The 17744-nt window shown below is 42.0% G+C and carries 16 protein-coding genes; 5 read left to right on the forward strand and 11 right to left on the reverse strand.

The genetic code is table 11. The annotated features are described in order from the left end of the window. Positions 1 to 43 precede the first annotated feature (43 nt). Entirely contained in the window at positions 44 to 1339 is a 1296-nt protein-coding gene (locus GWK08_RS00675; RefSeq protein WP_163604983.1) for an amidohydrolase family protein, read from the forward strand. 15 nt (positions 1340 to 1354) lie between these two features. Here the strand turns inward: GWK08_RS00675 and GWK08_RS00680 are convergent, their stop codons facing one another. The 7 genes from GWK08_RS00680 to rpsF all read right to left on the reverse strand — a co-directional run bounded on the left by GWK08_RS00680 (position 1355) and on the right by rpsF (position 8856). Continuing rightward, complete coding sequence (locus GWK08_RS00680) at positions 1355 to 2113, reverse strand: slipin family protein (RefSeq protein ID WP_239524843.1); 759 nt, start codon at positions 2111 to 2113, stop codon at positions 1355 to 1357. 369 nt (positions 2114 to 2482) lie between these two features. Then, complete coding sequence (hisS, locus tag GWK08_RS00685) at positions 2483 to 3856, reverse strand: histidine--tRNA ligase (RefSeq protein ID WP_163604985.1); 1374 nt, start codon at positions 3854 to 3856, stop codon at positions 2483 to 2485. A 60-nt stretch (positions 3857 to 3916) separates the two neighbouring features. Beyond that, positions 3917 to 4387, reverse strand: a complete 471-nt coding sequence (locus tag GWK08_RS00690; RefSeq protein ID WP_163604986.1) for a DUF6495 family protein — start codon at positions 4385 to 4387, stop codon at positions 3917 to 3919. A gap of 57 nt (positions 4388 to 4444) precedes the next feature. Further along, complete coding sequence (locus tag GWK08_RS00695; RefSeq protein ID WP_163604987.1) at positions 4445 to 7630, reverse strand: TonB-dependent receptor; 3186 nt, start codon at positions 7628 to 7630, stop codon at positions 4445 to 4447. A 122-nt stretch (positions 7631 to 7752) separates the two neighbouring features. Further along, the gene (rplI, locus tag GWK08_RS00700) at positions 7753 to 8205 is read right to left on the reverse strand and encodes a 50S ribosomal protein L9 (RefSeq protein ID WP_163604988.1); all 453 of its coding nucleotides are present in this window, start codon (positions 8203 to 8205) and stop codon (positions 7753 to 7755) included. 13 nt (positions 8206 to 8218) lie between these two features. Continuing rightward, positions 8219 to 8515: a 30S ribosomal protein S18 gene (gene rpsR / locus GWK08_RS00705; protein ID WP_161413741.1), complete on the reverse strand. Its 297-nt coding sequence runs from the start codon at positions 8513 to 8515 to the stop codon at positions 8219 to 8221. 2 nt (positions 8516 to 8517) lie between these two features. Beyond that, positions 8518 to 8856: a 30S ribosomal protein S6 gene (gene rpsF / locus GWK08_RS00710; protein ID WP_163604989.1), complete on the reverse strand. Its 339-nt coding sequence runs from the start codon at positions 8854 to 8856 to the stop codon at positions 8518 to 8520. Between the two features lie 188 nt (positions 8857 to 9044). Between rpsF and GWK08_RS00715 the strand changes: the two genes are divergently transcribed. Further along, on the forward strand, positions 9045 to 9737 hold the full coding sequence (locus GWK08_RS00715; protein ID WP_163604990.1) for a LytR/AlgR family response regulator transcription factor: 693 nt from the start codon (positions 9045 to 9047) through the stop codon (positions 9735 to 9737). Here the strand turns inward: GWK08_RS00715 and priA are convergent. The 4 genes from priA to nadC are packed head-to-tail and all read right to left on the reverse strand — an operon-like array spanning position 9734 to position 14450. Then, the gene (gene priA / locus GWK08_RS00720) at positions 9734 to 12184 is read right to left on the reverse strand and encodes a replication restart helicase PriA (protein WP_163604991.1); all 2451 of its coding nucleotides are present in this window, start codon (positions 12182 to 12184) and stop codon (positions 9734 to 9736) included. The genes GWK08_RS00715 and priA overlap by 4 nt on opposite strands. A gap of 31 nt (positions 12185 to 12215) precedes the next feature. After that, a complete protein-coding gene (locus tag GWK08_RS00725) occupies positions 12216 to 12659 on the reverse strand; it encodes a DUF2147 domain-containing protein (RefSeq protein WP_163604992.1) in 444 nt (147 codons plus the stop codon). Then, a complete protein-coding gene (locus tag GWK08_RS00730; RefSeq protein ID WP_163604993.1) occupies positions 12656 to 13591 on the reverse strand; it encodes a YihY/virulence factor BrkB family protein in 936 nt (311 codons plus the stop codon). Before GWK08_RS00730 ends, GWK08_RS00725 begins: the two co-directional genes overlap by 4 nt. A gap of 1 nt (position 13592) precedes the next feature. Next, complete coding sequence (nadC, locus tag GWK08_RS00735) at positions 13593 to 14450, reverse strand: carboxylating nicotinate-nucleotide diphosphorylase (protein WP_163604994.1); 858 nt, start codon at positions 14448 to 14450, stop codon at positions 13593 to 13595. Between the two features lie 111 nt (positions 14451 to 14561). On the opposite strand from nadC, the gene rlmH reads away from it, so the two are divergent. From rlmH to GWK08_RS00750, 3 genes are all read left to right on the forward strand, one after another. Next, the gene (gene rlmH, locus GWK08_RS00740) at positions 14562 to 15035 is read left to right on the forward strand and encodes a 23S rRNA (pseudouridine(1915)-N(3))-methyltransferase RlmH (protein ID WP_163604995.1); all 474 of its coding nucleotides are present in this window, start codon (positions 14562 to 14564) and stop codon (positions 15033 to 15035) included. Positions 15036 to 15209: 174 nt separating this feature from the next. Beyond that, positions 15210 to 15782 carry a non-canonical purine NTP diphosphatase gene (locus tag GWK08_RS00745; RefSeq protein ID WP_163604996.1) on the forward strand — a complete coding sequence of 191 codons (573 nt, stop codon included), beginning with the start codon at positions 15210 to 15212 and terminating at the stop codon, positions 15780 to 15782. 191 nt (positions 15783 to 15973) lie between these two features. Beyond that, positions 15974 to 17740 (forward strand): DEAD/DEAH box helicase, encoded by a 1767-nt coding sequence (locus GWK08_RS00750; RefSeq protein WP_163604997.1) that lies wholly within the window; start codon positions 15974 to 15976, stop codon positions 17738 to 17740. The last annotated feature ends 4 nt before the right edge of the window (positions 17741 to 17744 follow it).

Genomic DNA, 17744 nt, shown 5'->3' on the forward strand with positions numbered 1-17744 from the left:
TCCGCTTAATTTTGAAAAAACAGTTAAACTATTATTCCAACGGATGAACAGAAAAAATCTCCTGCTACTGGTCTTTGGCCTGACAGTACTCACCACCTATTCCCAGCAGATCCTTTTAAAAGCGGATCACTTTTTTGACAGTGAAAAAGGCAAATTCCTTAACGATATAGAGGTCCTAGTTAAAAACAACAGGATCGTTAAAGTCGGTAAGAATCTCAGCTATGACAAAGAGACTACACAGGTAAAAGATCTGGGAAATGCCACCATACTTCCCGGTTTAATAGACGCCCATACCCATTTGTTGATAGAGGAAGAACTGCATCCCTCCTATGCAGGTTTCGGAGAGACTGTAATTAAGGCTTTAATTACCAAAAGTGATGCAAAAAGAGCCCTCGAAGGTAGTAGCAGGGCCATAAGTTACCTGCACGAAGGTTTTACCAGTATCAGAGACCTGGGGAATTCGGGTTTATATGCCGATGTGGATCTTCGCAATGCCATTAATGACGGCTTGCTACAAGGTCCCAGGATGTTTGTTTCCGGTCCCGGTATTGCGGCAATCGGAGGGCAATTAAACGGTTTAAGCGCGCGGAATATTCACCTTGCAGAAAAGGAATATCAAACGGTAAGCAACGTAAACGATGCGGTTAAGGCGATTCGGCAACATGTGCTCATGCGTGTTGATGTGATTAAGCTTTATGCAGATAATATTCCGAATCAAACCACATTGAGCCTGGATGAGTTGAAAACGCTCAGTGAGGAATCAAAAGCCAGCAGAAAGCCGGTTGCTGCCCATGCCATTACCGATCAGGCAGTTTGGAATGCAGCTATGGCTGATGTAAACAGCATTGAGCACGCCTATAATGTTTCCGACAGTACTCTGGCCCGGGTTATTGAAAGAAAGATCACTCTGGTCCCTACTTATTCCGATCGTGAAGTAATGAGCGAATTATTTAAGAACTACGGAATTACCGATTCGCTGCGCAGAAGCAGGATCCTGGACAGGAGTGCCAAACGCCAGCAGCAGAGTTTGTCCAAATTGTATAAAAGCGGAGTAAAACTGGCTTATGGGTCCGATTTTTATTCGAAAACATCCCTCGGAAGAGGAAAAGCAGCCAAACACGGAATATTTGCATATCTGGAAGCAGGTATTCCCCTGGAAAAGGTGCTCCAATATGCTACGATCAACGCATCCGAGCTGCTCGGTAAGAATGTAAAACTGGGGATCGTAAAAGAGAGTTATCTGGCCGATATCATTGCTGTTAAAGGGAACCTCAAAAACAATCCGGAAGCATTACACGAATGCATCCTGATCATGAAAAACGGAAAGCTTATAAAATAAGCCGAAAACACTATTTTATTTCCCTGCTTTCTTTGACTTTTTCCCCTTTAATTTATCCAGGTCTGTAGGCAGCATCTCTTCCGGGAAAGGGAAAAGAATGGTTGAATTCTTTTCGGCTGCAATATTCGATAAAGTCTGATAGAGCCTTAGTTTAATGGCAGAAGGCGACTGGTCTATCAGCTTACCCGCTTCCAGTAATTTCCCCGCGGCCTGCTCCTCTGCCAGTGCCAGGATGATCCTCGCACGTCTGGAACGTTCTGCCTCCGCCTGGTTGGCCATCATACGTTTCATATTGGCCGGTAATTGTATATCCTTGATCTTTACATCTATGATCTCTATCCCCCACTCTTTTGTTTCCTCTTCAACAATGCCTTTAATATTCTTCCCCATTTCTTCCCGTTTGGAAAGGATGGTATCGAGTTCTACTTTTCCGCAGACATCTCGTAAAGCAGCTTGCGACAGCTGTACAATGGCAAATTTGTACTCTTCCACTTCCAGGACAGCTCTCTCAGGGTCATTGATCTTAAAAAACACTACCCCATCTATACTACAGGGCACATTGTCTTCTGTCATTACTTCCTGGGAAACAACATTAATGGTAATAACCCTGATATCCACGATCTGAATGGTCTCTACTATAGGAATGATCCATTTTATACCGGGCTGAAGGGTGGTGATAAACTTTCCGAACCTGAATTTGATAGCTCTTTTATATTCGAAAATAATGCGTATTCCGGCCAGTATGAACAGGCCTAAAAAAATACTGAATAACATTACCGGATTCATTTTATATAATTTTACGGTTAAACAGCCTTTTAAGGCTATACGGGGCATTAAGTAGCAGAATTAAAAGTGTAGGTCAGTTTTTATCTTAACACAAAAAGCGAAGAAGAAGATCTGCTTTTCGGTTATCCACATCCTCTTAAAGTTACGAAATTTGAGGGTGGAAACAAAATGAGTGTTAAACAGATAAAACCCTCAGCTGACGCTAGTTTGCAACTAGCATCTTATTTTAAAAGCTCAGCTAGCGCTAGTTTATAACTAGTGCACTTTATTCTAAAGACACATATTCCAGGATTACTATCCAACAAAAAACCACCTCCCAAAAATGAGAAGTGGTTTCCAGTCTGTTTTGTATAAAGATTACTTTTTAAAAGCTTTGCTTAATTCATCCATATTAAGTGTTTCCTGTGTACCTTCTGTCATATTCTTTAATACGGCAGTATTGTTAGCCAGTTCCTCTCCTCCTATCATCACTACAAAAGGAACATTCCTTTTATTGGCATAGCCCATTTGCTTTTTCATCTTGGCAGCATCCGGATATAACTCTGCTTTAACTCCCGCAGCTCTCAAAGATCCGATAGCTTTTAAGGAAGCAAGAGCTTCCTGTTCTCCGAAGTTTATAAAGAGTACATCTATGGTATCTTCCAGGACATCCGGGAAAAGTCCGAGTTCTTCCAGTACCAGGTATATCCTGTCCAGGCCAAAAGAGATCCCTACACCGCTAATTCCTTTTAAACCGAATATCCCGGTCAGGTCGTCATATCTTCCGCCTCCGCCGATAGATCCGATCTTTACGTTCTCGGGTGCAGTTACTTCAAAAATAGCTCCTGTATAATAATTGAGTCCCCTTGCCAGGGTAACATCCAGCTCCAGTTTTGAACTTTTCAGCCCCAGGGTATTGATCGCATCTATAATAAAGCCAAGTTCCTCTACTCCCTTCGTTCCTTCTTCCGAATTACTTAAAAGCGATGCCAGTTGATCCAGTTTGTTTTCATTAGATCCGGAGAAACTGAAAAGAGGTTGTACTTTATCAATAGCTTCTTCCGAAATTCCCTTAGCCAGCATCTCCTTTTTTACACCTTCTTCTCCTATTTTATCAAGCTTATCAAGGGCTACTGTAAAATCGATCAGTTTATCTTTTGCTCCGATCACTTCGGCAATCCCAGATAATATCTTTCTGTTGTTTATTTTGATGGTAACCCCATCAACTTTTAATTCATTAAAAACGGCATCGTACAATTGTACAAATTCCACTTCCTGCCATAACGAATTGGAACCAACCACATCGGCATCGCACTGATAAAATTCTCTGAAACGCCCTTTCTGAGGCCTGTCTGCCCTCCATACCGGTTGTATCTGATATCGTTTAAAAGGAAGATCTATCTCATTCTGATGCATGACCACATAACGTGCAAAGGGCACGGTAAGATCGTATTTCAATGCCTTTTCCGAGATAAATTTTGTCATACGGGTTGAATTCCTGTCGTCGTAAACGGTATCGTCTACTTTAGAAAGGTAATCCCCGGAATTCAGGATCTTAAAGATCAACCGATCTCCTTCCTCTCCGTATTTCCCCATCAGGGTTTCCGAATTCTCAAAGGAGGGAGTTTCTATAGGCTGAAAACCGAAAGTCTCAAAATGCTTTTTAATAGCACTCATGATATACTGACGCTTTGCTACTTCTACCGGTGAAAAATCACGTGTTCCTTTCGGGATCCCTGGTTTTTTTGACATGATGGGTTAACTAAATTTATTAATGCTGCAAATATCTTAATTTATAGAGATAAAACATACTCAGTTAACTACTTTATCCAAAGCGTTAAAAAGAGTACCATCTGCAATTTGTGCTCCCTGCTGTATCAGTTTAAAGATATCCAGGCGTTTATCTTCCGAATAGACCTTGGAAGCGGTAAAAAGCTCCACATCCTCATGCATGATATTTTCTTGGAACCAGTGGAAACCTTCATCAGTCAGGAGGTTGATGTCTTTGTTGTTTATTTTTACCGCGATCAGGTTGAACTGATGGGCATCACATTTAAAAAGCAGCATGGAGTTCTCCGAGCTGTTCTCCAGAAAATCTACCTTGCTCAATACTCCTTCCCAGATAAGATCGCTAAAAACATCCAGCTCCTGCTCTGCTACTTCGGGCTTTTCCTTTTTGATCGTATCCCATTCGGCAGCAGTTATCGACTGGGTTGCCAGGAAATTGATAAATTCTTTGTGAAGGGCTTTAAACTGTTCTTTACTAAGGCGTGTATACTTCATAGTTCTGCATAAAAAAACCGCCCCCTGAGGGACGGTTCAAAATTATCTATTTTCTTCTTAATTGAAAATATATCTTAGTCCGAATTGTGCCTGCCATCTGGAAGCCAGGCTAAAGTCGTTGGTAAAAGTACTGGTTTGAGCGGTATCGAAGCTGTAAATAGGCGTTCCGGCATCTACCCTCACTCCTATAGGCTGGGTATTGGTCGGTAACTCTATCACTCCCCATTTGGAATTCAGCAGGTTTCCGAAATTAAGGATATCTATACTGAACTGCAGGGTGTTCCTCTTCCCGTCGAAAGCAGTGAAATTAAAGTCCTGAAGGATCTTAATATCCCATCTCCCCCTCCAGGGGCTCAGGATCTCATTTCTTCCTGCAAAAGTACCTCTTCTGGCATTCAGGTACTCATCCTGTGAAATAAAGGCATCCAAAGCAGCTCTTTGTGCATTCTGCTCGGCTGCATTCCCTTCAAACTGCTGCAGGGAGATCTCTGCGGTGGTTGGAATATAAATAAGGTCGTTCGTAAAGGAACCGTCGTTATTGATATCTCCCGAATACGTATAGGAAAAGCGTCCTCCCTGTGCATATTCGAAGAAGGCTCCGATGGTTGTTCCGAATTTATCCCCTCCATAGGTGAACGACTTGTTTAACTGCCCTACGATCCTGTGCCTGTCTCCAAACAATGCAGGCCCGCTGATGGCCCTGTTTACGTTTCCAAGCGCCGGATTCCTGTCGAAGGCATCACTGGAGATCTCCGCATCTATAGAACTGGCATCTCTTGCTTCCAGGAAGTTGTAGGCAATACTCGCATACAAACCATTATCGAATTGTCTGGATACTTTGGTCGACCAGTTAAAAGAACGCCCTATATCGGTATTGGTAAATACATAGGCATTGGTAGCGCCTCCAAAACCGTTTACTGCGCGATCGCTATCCAGATATATCGGTCTGGTATCTATTCCTCCATTTAATGTTCCTGTGGGTGTTCCCGCTCCAAAATTCCTCACGATCTGAGCATTTACATCTCTGGTGTAAATAATATCGGTAGAAACCGTTATTCCGTTCTCAAAGCGGTAGTCAGCTCCAAGGCTGTTTCTCCATACCTGAGGGAACTCAAAATCGGGAGAGGTTGTTGTATAGAAAAAGAAATCGGGGTTTGCTACCTGGTTTCCGATCCATACAAAAGGAAGTCGGCCGGAAAATAGACCGGAACCACCTCTTATCTGGAAGGTCTTATCGTTGTGTACATCCCAGTTAAAACCAACTCTCGGAGACCACAAGGGTTTCTGAGCCGGAAGGTTCAGGCTGTTCAGGAATACCGGGCTTCCGTTTTCATCGAAATACTGAATAGTAGGGTCATAAGTCCCTCCGTCGGAGAACAATCCGCCTTTTCTGTCTATATTTTCCTGGATCTTATCCTGTGTATCAAAATACAGCGGCAGGTCCATTCTCAAACCATAGGTAAGCTTAAAATTATCGGTAAGGTTCCACTCGTCCTGTGCGTAGAAGGCCCATTGCCCTACATTGGTCTCTGCCAGTGCAAAATTACCGGCAGCAGCTACGGTCTGAGCATTGGCAAAAGCTGCTCCTACATCACCACCTCCGGCAGAATTGATATCTGCAAGGAAAGAGGCAACACTGTCATAACCGGGTCCGAATGTTCCTCCCACAAAACCGAAAGGATCGTAAACTCCAAGGTTAAAGGAGTTATCAAAATTAAAGCGCTCAAAGGAAGAACCGATCGTAATAGTGTGGTTCCCTATAAAAGCGTTGAAGTTATTAGTGATCTGGATTACCTGTTGTTCCAATTTATTGTTAATGGAAAATGGTTCATGCCCGGCAACAATAGCTCGTACCCCATCCTGATTAATATTAATTACAGGTGCAGGTGAAGAAAACGGACTTCTGAAGTCGTTAAAACGGGTATAACCCACCTGGAGTTTATTGGCATATTTACCACTAAAACTCGAATTCAGTTCCAGGAGGATAGAATTGATCTCGTTGTTGATCTCATATCCGGAATTCTCAAACTGAAGGGTGATCAGGTCAGGACCTCTTCTCCCGATTGCAAAAGGGTTTGCCGGAAGGTCCCTGGAAGCATCCAGGAAATTATAGGTTGCCGTTAATCGGTGATTATCATTAATATTCCAGTCCAGTTTAAAAATACCTTTTACAGAACGGGTCTGGTGCGTATAGCCTTCAAATCTTCCCGTATCGTACCCAAGGATCGTTTGCAATGCATTGGAAACCGAATTGAGGTCTGCAGCGGTAACACGCGATACGTTGGAAGCAGAACCGAACGGGTTTTCCGGAGTTGCTGCTACGAAATTCGATCCGAGATCTTCCCTGTCGTCCTTTTCGAAATTGGCAAAAAAGAACAGTTTGTTTTTAATGATCGGCCCTCCGATACTGAACCCTACCTGGGTTTGTTCCAGATCGGGAACAATAATATCATCTCCGTCTACTTTATCTCCTGTAAAATCCTGATTCCTGAAAAAGAAATAAGCCGTTCCCTTAAAATCGTTGGTTCCACTTTTGGTTACGGCATTTACGGAAGCTCCGGTAAACCCGGCCTGCTTTACATCATAAGGTGCCAGAGATACCTGAATCTGGTCTATAGCGTCCAGGGATATAGGCTGAGCATTGGTCTGCCCTCCCGGTGTAGCTGCATCCAGTCCGAATGGGTTATTAAAGATAGATCCGTCAAGAGAAAAGTTGTTGAACTGATCGTTCCTTCCTCCAAAGGAATTTCCGGTAGCCGTGGGTTCAAGCCTGGTAAAATCCTGAGCCGATCTTGAGATAGTAGGAAGCCTAGTAAGTTCCCGTCTTCCCACATTGGTTTCGGCTCCTGTTCTGTCTCTTCCGAATACGCCGCCCTGATTGGCGGAAACAATAACTTCTTCCAGTTGCTGACTATCCGAGATCAGAGTAACATCTACATTATAGGTCTGCCCCAGCGACAAAAAGACATCGTTAAAGACCCTGTCTTTAAATCCAACATAACTAACAGTAATGGTATAAGGTCCTCCGATCCTCATATTAAGGATATTGAACCGGCCGTCTTCATTTGTAGCGGCTCCGTATTTGGTTCCGGTTGGTGTATGAACCGCTACAATATTTGCCCCGAGTAAGGGTTCATTTTGGTCATCCAGGATCAACCCCCTGACATTGGAGGTGGTAACCTGGGAAAATGCTACAACACTAAAAAGGGACAGTAGCCATCCCAGAAATAGTTTTCTTCTCATATCGGTCTGATTATTTAATGTAATTTTAATTATTCACATCAAAAATATAATAAAAAAAAGGCTATCAAGATGATAGCCTTTTCTGTTTATTAACAAAAAGTTGATGTTACTTTTATGCGATCTTAGCTGTTTTCGGCAACAACCTCAAAAGGAAAATCAACGACAACTTCTCTGTGAAGTCTGATTACCGCATTGTATTTTCCGGTTCTTTTGATTGTTCCTCCGATTACATTGATAAACTTTTTCTCGATGTTGTGACCTTCCTTCTCGAATACTTCGGCAAGGTTAGCGTTGTTTACAGAACCGAAAAGTTTATCTCCACCTCCTGTTTTTGCAGAGATCTTCACTTCTAATGCTTTAATAGCATCAGCTACTTTCTGAGCATCCTCTACTATTTTCTTTTCTTTAAAAGCTCTTTGTCTTAAATTCTCTGCTAAAACCTTTTTAGCGGAAGGGGTAGCAAGAATAGCGAATCCCTGAGGGATAAGGTAATTACGACCGAAACCGTTCTTCACGCTTACTATATCGTCCTTAAAACCTAAGTTTTCTACGTCTTTCTTTAATATTAATTCCATCTCGCGCTCTTTTTTACTTTAATAAATCAGCTACGTATGGCATTAAAGCCAAGTGACGTGCCCTCTTAACTGCTACAGATACCTTACGCTGGTACTTTAAAGAAGTTCCTGTTAATCTTCTTGGTAAGATCTTTCCCTGCTCGTTTACGAACTTTAAAAGGAAATCAGGATCTTTATAATCGATGTATTTTATTCCTGACTTCTTAAAACGACAGTATTTCTTCGTTTTATTGGTCTCTATATTAAGTGGAGTCAGATATCTGATCTCTCCGTCTTTTTTACCTTTTGCTTGTTGTTCTATTGATGACATAATTAAGCTTTTTGTTTCATTTTAGTTCTTCTTTTCTCAGCCCATGCTACAGCATACTTGTCCATTTTTACAGTTAAGTAACGCATAACACGCTCGTCACGTCTGAACTCAACCTCAAAAGGATCTATAGCCGGACCAGCTACTTTGAATTCGAAAAGGTGATAGAATCCACTTTTCTTGTTTTGAATAGGGTATGCCATTTTTTTAAGCCCCCAGTCTTCCTTAGATACAAATTCTGCACCCTTCGAAGTTAAGAAATCTTCGAACTTCTTAACTGTTTCCTTTATCTGAGTTTCAGATAAAACGGGATTAAGAATGAAAACAGTTTCATAATGATTCATAAATACTTATTTTAAATTTTAAGGGTGCAAAGATACCAATTATCAAATAAACAACAAATAAAATCTGCTATATTACATGTAGAATCGGGAAAAAAGCTCCTATTTATCAACAATAATTGTGTGATTCTAAATTTTTCACTAAAATTGTCATGAAGTAAACCCCACTTAATAGGTATAACAAATATAAAATGAGGTTGAATTGCATTATAGTTGACGACTCTAACCTACAACGAATGGCCGTTGCTCGTTTAATCAAGAATCATCCTTCTTTGAACCTGGTTGCTGAGTACAGCAATGGGATCGAAGCAAAAAACGGGCTCAAAAACGAAAAAATAGACCTCATCTTCCTTGATGTTGAAATGCCTGTCGTTAGCGGGTTCGACCTGATCGAGTCTTTAGATTCTCCACCACAGATCATTCTTGTAACCGGAAAAGCAGATTACGCTTTAAAAGCTTTTGATTACGATGTAACCGACTATCTGCACAAGCCGATTACCAACGATCGTTTTGAAGCTTCCGTAAAAAGAGCTATTCAGAACTATCAGTTAAAGAATGCTACCAAGGAGGACGAAGAGCATATCTTTGTGAAGAGTAATCTTAAAAAGAGAAAAGTATTCCTTAGCGAGATCAATTGGGTGGAAGCTTTGGGAGACTACATCAAACTGGTTACAGAAGAAGCTAATATTGTTATTCTTTCCACCATGAAGGCCTTTGAAAAAGAATTGCCTTCAGATCGTTTTCTGAGAATTCACAAATCTTATATCGTTAACCTGGATAAGATCCAGAAATTTAACAGTAAGAATGTGGAGGTAAACGGAAAACAGATCCCTCTAAGCAGGAATAAGAAAGCAGAGCTTACCGAAGCCCTGAACAATAATTAGTAATTATCCACATTATAGATGATCCTGATACTGCGATAGTTGGCTATGGCCTTAAAACTATTGTCTATTCTTTTTATGACCTGCTTGGTACTTTTTAAAGGTTGATTTGGCGGGATCTTAAGGAGTATGGATTTTATATACTCATTCCGGATACGGGCCACAGGCGGGAACTCAGGCCCCAATACAAAGGACCCGAAACTATTTCTCAGCGATTTTGCCAGCCATTCGGCCCCTTCATTTACTTTATTGTAATCTTTGTGTTTTAAGGTGATCTTGATCAGTCTGTAAAAAGGCGGGTATTTATACTGTCTTCGTTCATTCAGTTCATCTTTGAACATTTCATCAAAGTTATTCATAGATGCCTGTTGCAGGATCTGGTGATACGGGTTATAGGTCTGGATAATTACTTTCCCCCTTTTTTCGGTACGTCCGGCCCTTCCGGCTACCTGTTGTATCAGTTGAAAGCTACGTTCATAAGCCCTGAAATCGGGGTAATTCAATAAATTATCGGCATTCATGATCCCGACCAGGGTAACATTCCTGAAATCCAGTCCTTTGGTAAGCATTTGAGTACCTACCAAAATATCGATCTCCCTTTGTTCAAAAGCGGTAATGATCTTTTCATAACCGTATTTACCTCTTGTGGTATCGGAATCCATCCGTCCGGTCTTAGCCTCAGGAAAAAGTTCCTTCAGTTCCGATTCTATCTGTTCCGTTCCGAAGCCTTTGGTGTTCAGTTCACTGCTTCCGCAGGCAAGACAATTTAACTGCTGTGCCATATGGTATCCACAGTAATGACACCGCAACTGGTTTTTATACTGATGATAGGTCAGGCTTACATCGCAGTTTGGGCATTGCGGCGAATGCCCGCAGGTATTACATTCAACAATAGGCGCATAACCTCTTCTGTTCTGAAACAGGATCACCTGCTCTTCATTTTCCAGAGCTTCTGTGATCTCCTCCATCAACCGATCGGAAAAATGCCCCTTCATTCTCTTCTTTCTGTGCTTTTCCTTAATATCTACCAATTCCATATCGGGCAGAAGAACATTTCCATACCTCCTGTTTATCTGTACCAGTCCGTATTTGGACTGGGAAGCATTATAAAAAGTCTCTATAGCCGGAGTGGCTGAACCCAGCAATGCCTTAGCCTTATGAAAGCCGGAAAGAACGATAGCCGCATCTCTCGCGTGATAACGGGGTGCGGGGTCGAATTGCTTAAAAGAAGTTTCGTGCTCTTCATCTACGATGATCAGCCCCAGCTTTGAGAATGGCAGGAATACGGAAGAACGCGCTCCCAGAACGATCTGGGCCTTGGGTTCGTTATTCAGGATATTGTTCCATACCTCTACCCTTTCGTTCAATGAATATTTGGAGTGATATATACTGATCTTTTCTCCGAAATAGGATTGAAGCCGGTGAATAAGCTGAGTGGTCAGGGCAATCTCCGGCAGCAGATAAAGCACCTGTTTTCCTTCTGCTATGGTCTTTTCTATCAGTTTTACATACACCTCCGTTTTCCCGGAAGATGTTACGCCGTGAAGCAGTACCGTAGCATGTTCGTTAAACTGCTCTTCTATCTCTTCCAGCGCTTTTTGCTGATATTCATTCAGTTCTTTGGATGCTCCCGACTTCCCCTCAAAACTTACCCTGTCGGTCTGGATATAGTATTCGTTCAGGATCTTCTTTTCTATCAGAGCCTTGATCACGGCTGCCGAAACACCGCTTTTAACTTCCAGTTCCTTTACCTTGATCGGTTTTTTGGTGGTAGCCGAAAGCGAAAATAGGCTCAGGATCACCTGCTTTTGTTTGGGAGCTCTGCTGAGAGTATCCAGTAAATTTTGCAATCCTTCTTCCGAACTGTGTGACGGATCCAGTTTAACATACCGTACCAGTTTTGGCTTGTATTGTTCATAGACCTCTTCCTTCAGGCGGATGACATTCTTGTCGAGCAAGCCCTTTAAAACGGGAAGTACATTCTTCCTGTCTACAATATCGCTTATTTCATGGATCCTTAAAACTGTCTGATGCTGCAAAGCTTCGTAGATAAGCCATTCCTCATCTTTCAATTCGGATTCATCGGCCTGGAAATCTGAATTCCCCGACACAATGGTCTCACTTTCCAGTAAAAAACTTCCGGGGACCGCTGCCCGGAACACTTCTCCCAGACTACACATATAATAATTGGCTAACCAGCTCCAGTGTTTTAGCTGATATTCGTTTACCAGGGGATGCTCATCGAGGATCTGATGTATCTCCTTGGCCTCATAAGTGGCCGGTGGGTTGTTGTGTACCTGATACACCAGAGCAGTATATATCCTGGATTTCCCGAAAGGAACCGCTACCCGTATACCTGGCTTTAAAAAAGAAGCTTCTGCTTCATTTATCCGGTAGGTAAACAGCTTTTCCAGCGGAATAGGGAGAATAACATCGATAAAATACTGCATAAAGTAAAATTAAACTTCGCGGGACAGAGGATCATTCCACCCTGTACCAGTTTTGTGTTCGGTAAAGAAAAGCAATATATCCCCTGACATTTAACTTGTCGGAATCTGATTCATCGATCCACAATTTACATTTATATTCCTTCCCCTTATGCGGATCCAGGATCTTTCCTCCCTTATATTCTTTCCCGGACTTCTTCAGCCCGTTGATGATCACCATTCCCAGAACCGGCTTGTCCTTTCTGTAATCGTCTTCCGGGCATTTACCGCATACGGCATTCTGCCTGTTCTTATTGAGGATCTCTACAATTTTACCGTAGACCTTTCCGTCTTTTTCATAGATCTCGACCACCGATTTGGTCTCTCCGGTCTCATCATCAACTGTTTTCCATTTTCCTGTGATCTCCTGGGCATTCAAATGAAAAGCTCCCAGGAAGAGTACACTTATAATTGCGGTAGTTATTTTTAAAGTATTCATGCTTTGTTTTTCAATTTATTGAGAGAGGCATTCAGTTCAAAGCCCAGTAACAGGATATTGGAGTTCAGCCAGATATAGATCATCAGGATCAGTAAACCTCCAATAGTTCCGTACAATTCATTATAGCGGGCAAAATTATCAACATAAATACCAAACAAATATGTTGTTATCAATATTAAAATAGTGGTCAGTAAGGCTCCGGACGAAAAAAACCGGGCTTTCTTCCCCTCCACTACCCCAAAATAGTAAAGGATAGCTGTAAACAAATAGGTGATCATGGCCAGGAAGAGCACTTTTCCTATTCGCACGCCCAACTCATCTCCCGAAGACACATCCATACCGGTTGTTTTTTCGGCAAGCTCACTCATATACTGAACCACATAGATCTCGAAGTAAATAAAGCCAACACAGGCAAGGATAAGCAGCAGTGCCAGGATAAGGCCAATAAAAATAGCATAGAGATACTGACGAAAGAAATTACGGGTAAGCTCTACATGATAAGAGTTCTCAAAACTGCTGAAAATAGCATTGATCCCGTTGGCAATAAAAAAAATAGACAACAGAAAGGAAGATGATAAAAGACCTCCCTGCTTGTTGATATCTCCATAAATAGTCTCAAAATAATCGCTGGTGGCAGAAGGCAGGAAAGCTTCCAAAAATGCCAAAAACTCCCGGTCAAAACCTTCTACCGGAACAAAGGGGATTAAATTCAGTAAAAAAAGAAGTAAAGGAAACAAGGCCATAAAAAGACTAAAAGCAATAGCACTGGCCCTGAAAGAAACAGCGCCTTTGGCAATACCTATCACGTACATTTCTATCAGATCATAGAGTGACAGGCTCACAAATGCCTTAAGCTTTATCTTCTTTAAAAGCTTAACCAGGATGTTGATTCCCGGTACTTTTTCCAATCTCGCTTCAATTTCTGCTGACATTCTACACTGCCTTTAAACTTAGGTCCATATTGTAAACGGAATGGGTCAATGCTCCAGACGAAATATAATCCACACCGCATTCTGCATATTCCCGTATTGTTTTTTCATTGATCCCTCCCGAAGATTCGGTAAGGCATTTATCTCCTATTAATTCTACAGCTTTTCTGGTGTCCTCATAGCTAAAATTATCGAGGAGTATTCTGTACACTCCCTCCGATTCCAGGATCTTCTCTACTTCGCCAAGATCTCTCGCCTCCACAATGATCTTTAACTCCTTCCCCACAGATTTGAGGTATTCCCGGGTTTTATCGATCGCCGTAGTGATCCCTCCGGCAAAATCGATATGATTGTCCTTAAGCATGATCATATCGTAAAGGGCAAACCTGTGGTTCTCTCCCCCTCCTATTTTTACTGCCCATTTTTCTATAGCCCTGATACCCGGTGTGGTTTTACGAGTGTCAAGGATCTTTGTTCCCGTTCCTTCCAGGAGTTTTACAAAACCGTTCGTTTTGGTAGCAATGGCACTCATTCGTTGCATGGCGTTCAATACGAGGCGTTCGGCCTTCAATATGGATTGAGAGCTTCCTTCAACATAAAAAACAATATCCCCGTATTTTACTTCCTCCCCATCCCGGATAAGAGTTTCAACTTTCAGATCTGCATCTACATAGGCAAATACCTGTTTGGCAAATTCAACACCGGCAATGATCCCTTCATCCTTTACCAGAAGTTTGGCTTTTCCCGTAGCATCGGCTGGAATACAGGCCAGGGAGCTATGATCTCCGTCTCCTACATCTTCCCGGATTGCATTGGTAATAATATTTTCGATCTCGAAATCAAACTGTTCCTGTGATATCATTTATTCGTCAATTTTCAGCTAAAATAAAGAAAGGAAACTCCAAATCACAATATCAAAATCCAAAATTTAAAACCGGGCTGTTTCTACCGTTGAAGTTCGTATTTTTGAGGCATGAATATTAAATTATTAGCCATTGGTAAAACAGATGACAGGAATCTGCAGTTACTGATAGACGAGTATATAAAAAGGTTAGGGTTCTATTGCAAATTTGAGCTCGATATCATTCCCGATATAAAAAACGCCAAAAACCTCAGCGAAACCCAGCAAAAGGAAAAGGAAGGAGAACTTATTCTAAAAAAACTTCAACCTACCGATATGCTTGTGCTTTTAGATGAAAGAGGAAAGAGTTTTAGTTCTGTACAGTTTTCGGACTACCTGCAAAAGAAGATGAATTCGGGGCTTAAACAACTGGTCTTTGTAATTGGCGGCCCTTATGGTTTTTCAGATAGTGTGTATGGCAAAGCCCAGGGAAAGATATCTTTATCTCCAATGACCTTTTCGCATCAGATGATCCGTCTCTTTTTTACAGAACAATTATACCGGGCGTTTACTATTTTAAGGAATGAACCCTACCATCATAAATGATCAATTAACAATGAGCAATGAGCAATAAACAAAATCCAATTTCCACCTCTCGACGAGCCTGTATCGAGCGTAGTCGAGATGCTCGAGGTGACAAATCCAACAACCAGCAACCAACAACCAACAACCAACAACCAGCAACCAACAACTAACAACTAACAACTAACAACTAAATTAATGAAACTCGTCTTCGCAACTAACAATGCTAATAAATTACAGGAAATACAGGCCATGCTTCCGTCTGTTGATCTTTTAAAACTCTCGGATATCAATTGTTTTGAGGATATTCCGGAAACATCAGATACCATAGAAGGCAACGCCGTTCAAAAAGCCGATTACATTCGGGAACACTATGAGCTATCCTGTTTTGCAGATGATACCGGCCTGGAAGTAGAAGCCCTTAACGGGGCACCGGGGGTCTATTCGGCCCGGTATGCAGGTCCGCAGAAATCGGCAGAAGACAACATGAACAAACTTCTGGAGGAATTAAAAACTTCATCCAACAGAAAGGCACAATTCAAAACGGTGATCGCCCTGAATATAGATGGGGAACAGCATTTGTTTGAAGGCATCTGCCCCGGAGAGATCATCGATGAAAAACGGGGGGAAAAAGGTTTTGGTTACGATCCTGTATTTGTTCCCAAAGGCTATACAAAGACCTTTGCAGAAATGAGCCTGGAAGAAAAGGCAAAGATCAGTCACCGGGGAATAGCAGTAAGAAAACTGATTGAATTCTTAAACAACTCATAGTCAAAAAATAAGCTCATAAAAATATAATACACCAAAGATGGTGTGAAATCCACAATTAAGAGTACCTTTGCGCCTTTAAAATCCGGCCGTGTATTGAAGAGGAGCCGGAAGTGTTGCGCTGGGGCTTTTAATTTTTGTACGGTGACCGCTCTTATGCAACATGAATAATTGCGAATCGTATAAAATAAACTATGAGTAAATTTCAAGAGTTAGGACTTAATGAAGTCCTTTTGAGTGCTGTAACCGATATGGGCTTTGAAACTCCATCCGAAGTACAGGAAAAAGCCATTCCCGTTTTACTTGAAGAAGACACAGATCTTGTAGCCCTTGCACAAACGGGTACAGGAAAAACAGCAGCATTTGGTTTTCCGCTTATCCAGCGAATAGAAGCTGATAGCAGAACCACCCAGGCATTAATACTTTCCCCTACCAGGGAACTATGCCTGCAGATCACCAATGAATTAAAGAATTATTCCAAATACGTAAAGGGACTTAATGTAGTGGCTATTTACGGAGGAGCCAGTATTTCTGAACAGGCCAAGCAGGTAAAACGCGGAGCTCAGATCGTTGTGGCTACTCCCGGAAGGATGCAGGATATGATCAACAGAAGTATGGTCAATATCAACAAGATTGAATACTGTGTTCTTGATGAAGCCGATGAGATGCTGAATATGGGTTTTTATGAAGATATCACTTCCATCCTTTCCCATACTCCCGATGAAAAGAATACCTGGCTGTTCTCGGCTACCATGCCTAAGGAGGTAGCAACCATCGCGAAAAAATTCATGCACGCGCCTACCGAGATTACCGTTGGTACCAAAAACTCGGGGTCGGCCAATGTACGACACGAATACTACCTGGTAAACGGAAGAGATCGTTATCTGGCTCTGAAACGCCTGGCGGATGCAAATCCCGATATCTTTTCGGTAGTTTTTTGCCGTACCAAGCGAGATACACAGAATGTAGCGGAGAAACTCATTGAAGACGGTTATAATGCAGCAGCCCTGCACGGCGATCTTAGCCAGAACCAGCGTGACATGGTAATGAAAGCCTTCAGGACACGTCAGATCCAGATGCTGGTAGCTACCGATGTAGCTGCAAGAGGGATAGATGTTGATGACATTACCCACGTGATCAATTATCAGCTTCCGGATGAGATAGAAACCTATAATCACCGAAGCGGAAGAACTGGTAGAGCGGGGAAATCCGGAATATCTATCGTTATCCTTCCCAAAAGTGAATTGCGCAGGATAAAGTCTATCGAACGTATTATCAAAAAGGAATTTGTAGCCAAGTCCGTTCCTACGGGGATAGAGATCTGTGAGATCCAGCTATATCATCTTGCCAGTAAGATCAAAAATACAGAGATAAACGAAGAGATCGATCATTACCTGCCGGCCATCAACGATGTGCTACGCGATCTTGACAGGGAAGAACTTATCAAAAAAATGGTTTCTGTAGAATTCAGCAGGTTCTTCAACTACTATAAGAAAGCCAAGGACCTTAATGTTGCCAGCGGAAGAGACAGAGAAGACAGAAGCGGAAATATTCCCGATAACGGAGATGTACGTTACTTCATTAATGTAGGAGAGCGTGACGGTTATGACTGGAAAACCCTGAAAGACTTCCTCAAGGAGGTGATGGAACTCGGAAGAGACGATGTTTACAGAGTAGATGTTAAGGAAAGTTTCTCCTTCTTTAATACGGATGCTGCTCATACAGAAGCTATTCTCGAAATGTTCAAGAACTTTAAACTGGACGGAAGGTACATCAATGTAGAGATCTCGAGCAACCCCGGAGGTGGCGGAAGACGAAGGAACAGAGGAGACAGGAACAACAGAAGAGGAGATCGCGGTTTTTCATTTGAAGGAAAAAGAAAAGGAAACAAGTCTAAAAAAGAACACAGAAAAGGGAATTCTTTTGGAGGTTCGAGGAAAAAAAGTAAAAGAAGATCTTAATTTT

Origin of the sequence: Leptobacterium flavescens (assembly GCF_010671605.1) — a bacterium.
Lineage (GTDB): Bacteria > Bacteroidota > Bacteroidia > Flavobacteriales > Flavobacteriaceae > Leptobacterium > Leptobacterium flavescens.

Bases quoted from the DNA above. Each gene is read 5' to 3' on its own strand.
- GWK08_RS00675 (WP_163604983.1), top strand. From the start codon at position 44: ATGAACAGAAAAAATCTCCTGCTACTGGTCTTTGGCCTGACAGTACTC.
- GWK08_RS00680 (WP_239524843.1), bottom strand. From the start codon at position 2,113: ATGTTATTCAGTATTTTTTTAGGCCTGTTCATACTGGCCGGAATACGC.
- hisS (WP_163604985.1), bottom strand. From the start codon at position 3,856: ATGTCAAAAAAACCAGGGATCCCGAAAGGAACACGTGATTTTTCACCG.
- GWK08_RS00690 (WP_163604986.1), bottom strand. From the start codon at position 4,387: ATGAAGTATACACGCCTTAGTAAAGAACAGTTTAAAGCCCTTCACAAA.
- GWK08_RS00695 (WP_163604987.1), bottom strand. From the start codon at position 7,630: ATGAGAAGAAAACTATTTCTGGGATGGCTACTGTCCCTTTTTAGTGTT.
- rplI (WP_163604988.1), bottom strand. From the start codon at position 8,205: ATGGAATTAATATTAAAGAAAGACGTAGAAAACTTAGGTTTTAAGGAC.
- rpsR (WP_161413741.1), bottom strand. From the start codon at position 8,515: ATGTCATCAATAGAACAACAAGCAAAAGGTAAAAAAGACGGAGAGATC.
- rpsF (WP_163604989.1), bottom strand. From the start codon at position 8,856: ATGAATCATTATGAAACTGTTTTCATTCTTAATCCCGTTTTATCTGAA.
- GWK08_RS00715 (WP_163604990.1), top strand. From the start codon at position 9,045: ATGAGGTTGAATTGCATTATAGTTGACGACTCTAACCTACAACGAATG.
- priA (WP_163604991.1), bottom strand. From the start codon at position 12,184: ATGCAGTATTTTATCGATGTTATTCTCCCTATTCCGCTGGAAAAGCTG.
- GWK08_RS00725 (WP_163604992.1), bottom strand. From the start codon at position 12,659: ATGAATACTTTAAAAATAACTACCGCAATTATAAGTGTACTCTTCCTG.
- GWK08_RS00730 (WP_163604993.1), bottom strand. From the start codon at position 13,591: ATGTCAGCAGAAATTGAAGCGAGATTGGAAAAAGTACCGGGAATCAAC.
- nadC (WP_163604994.1), bottom strand. From the start codon at position 14,450: ATGATATCACAGGAACAGTTTGATTTCGAGATCGAAAATATTATTACC.
- rlmH (WP_163604995.1), top strand. From the start codon at position 14,562: ATGAATATTAAATTATTAGCCATTGGTAAAACAGATGACAGGAATCTG.
- GWK08_RS00745 (WP_163604996.1), top strand. From the start codon at position 15,210: ATGAAACTCGTCTTCGCAACTAACAATGCTAATAAATTACAGGAAATA.
- GWK08_RS00750 (WP_163604997.1), top strand. From the start codon at position 15,974: ATGAGTAAATTTCAAGAGTTAGGACTTAATGAAGTCCTTTTGAGTGCT.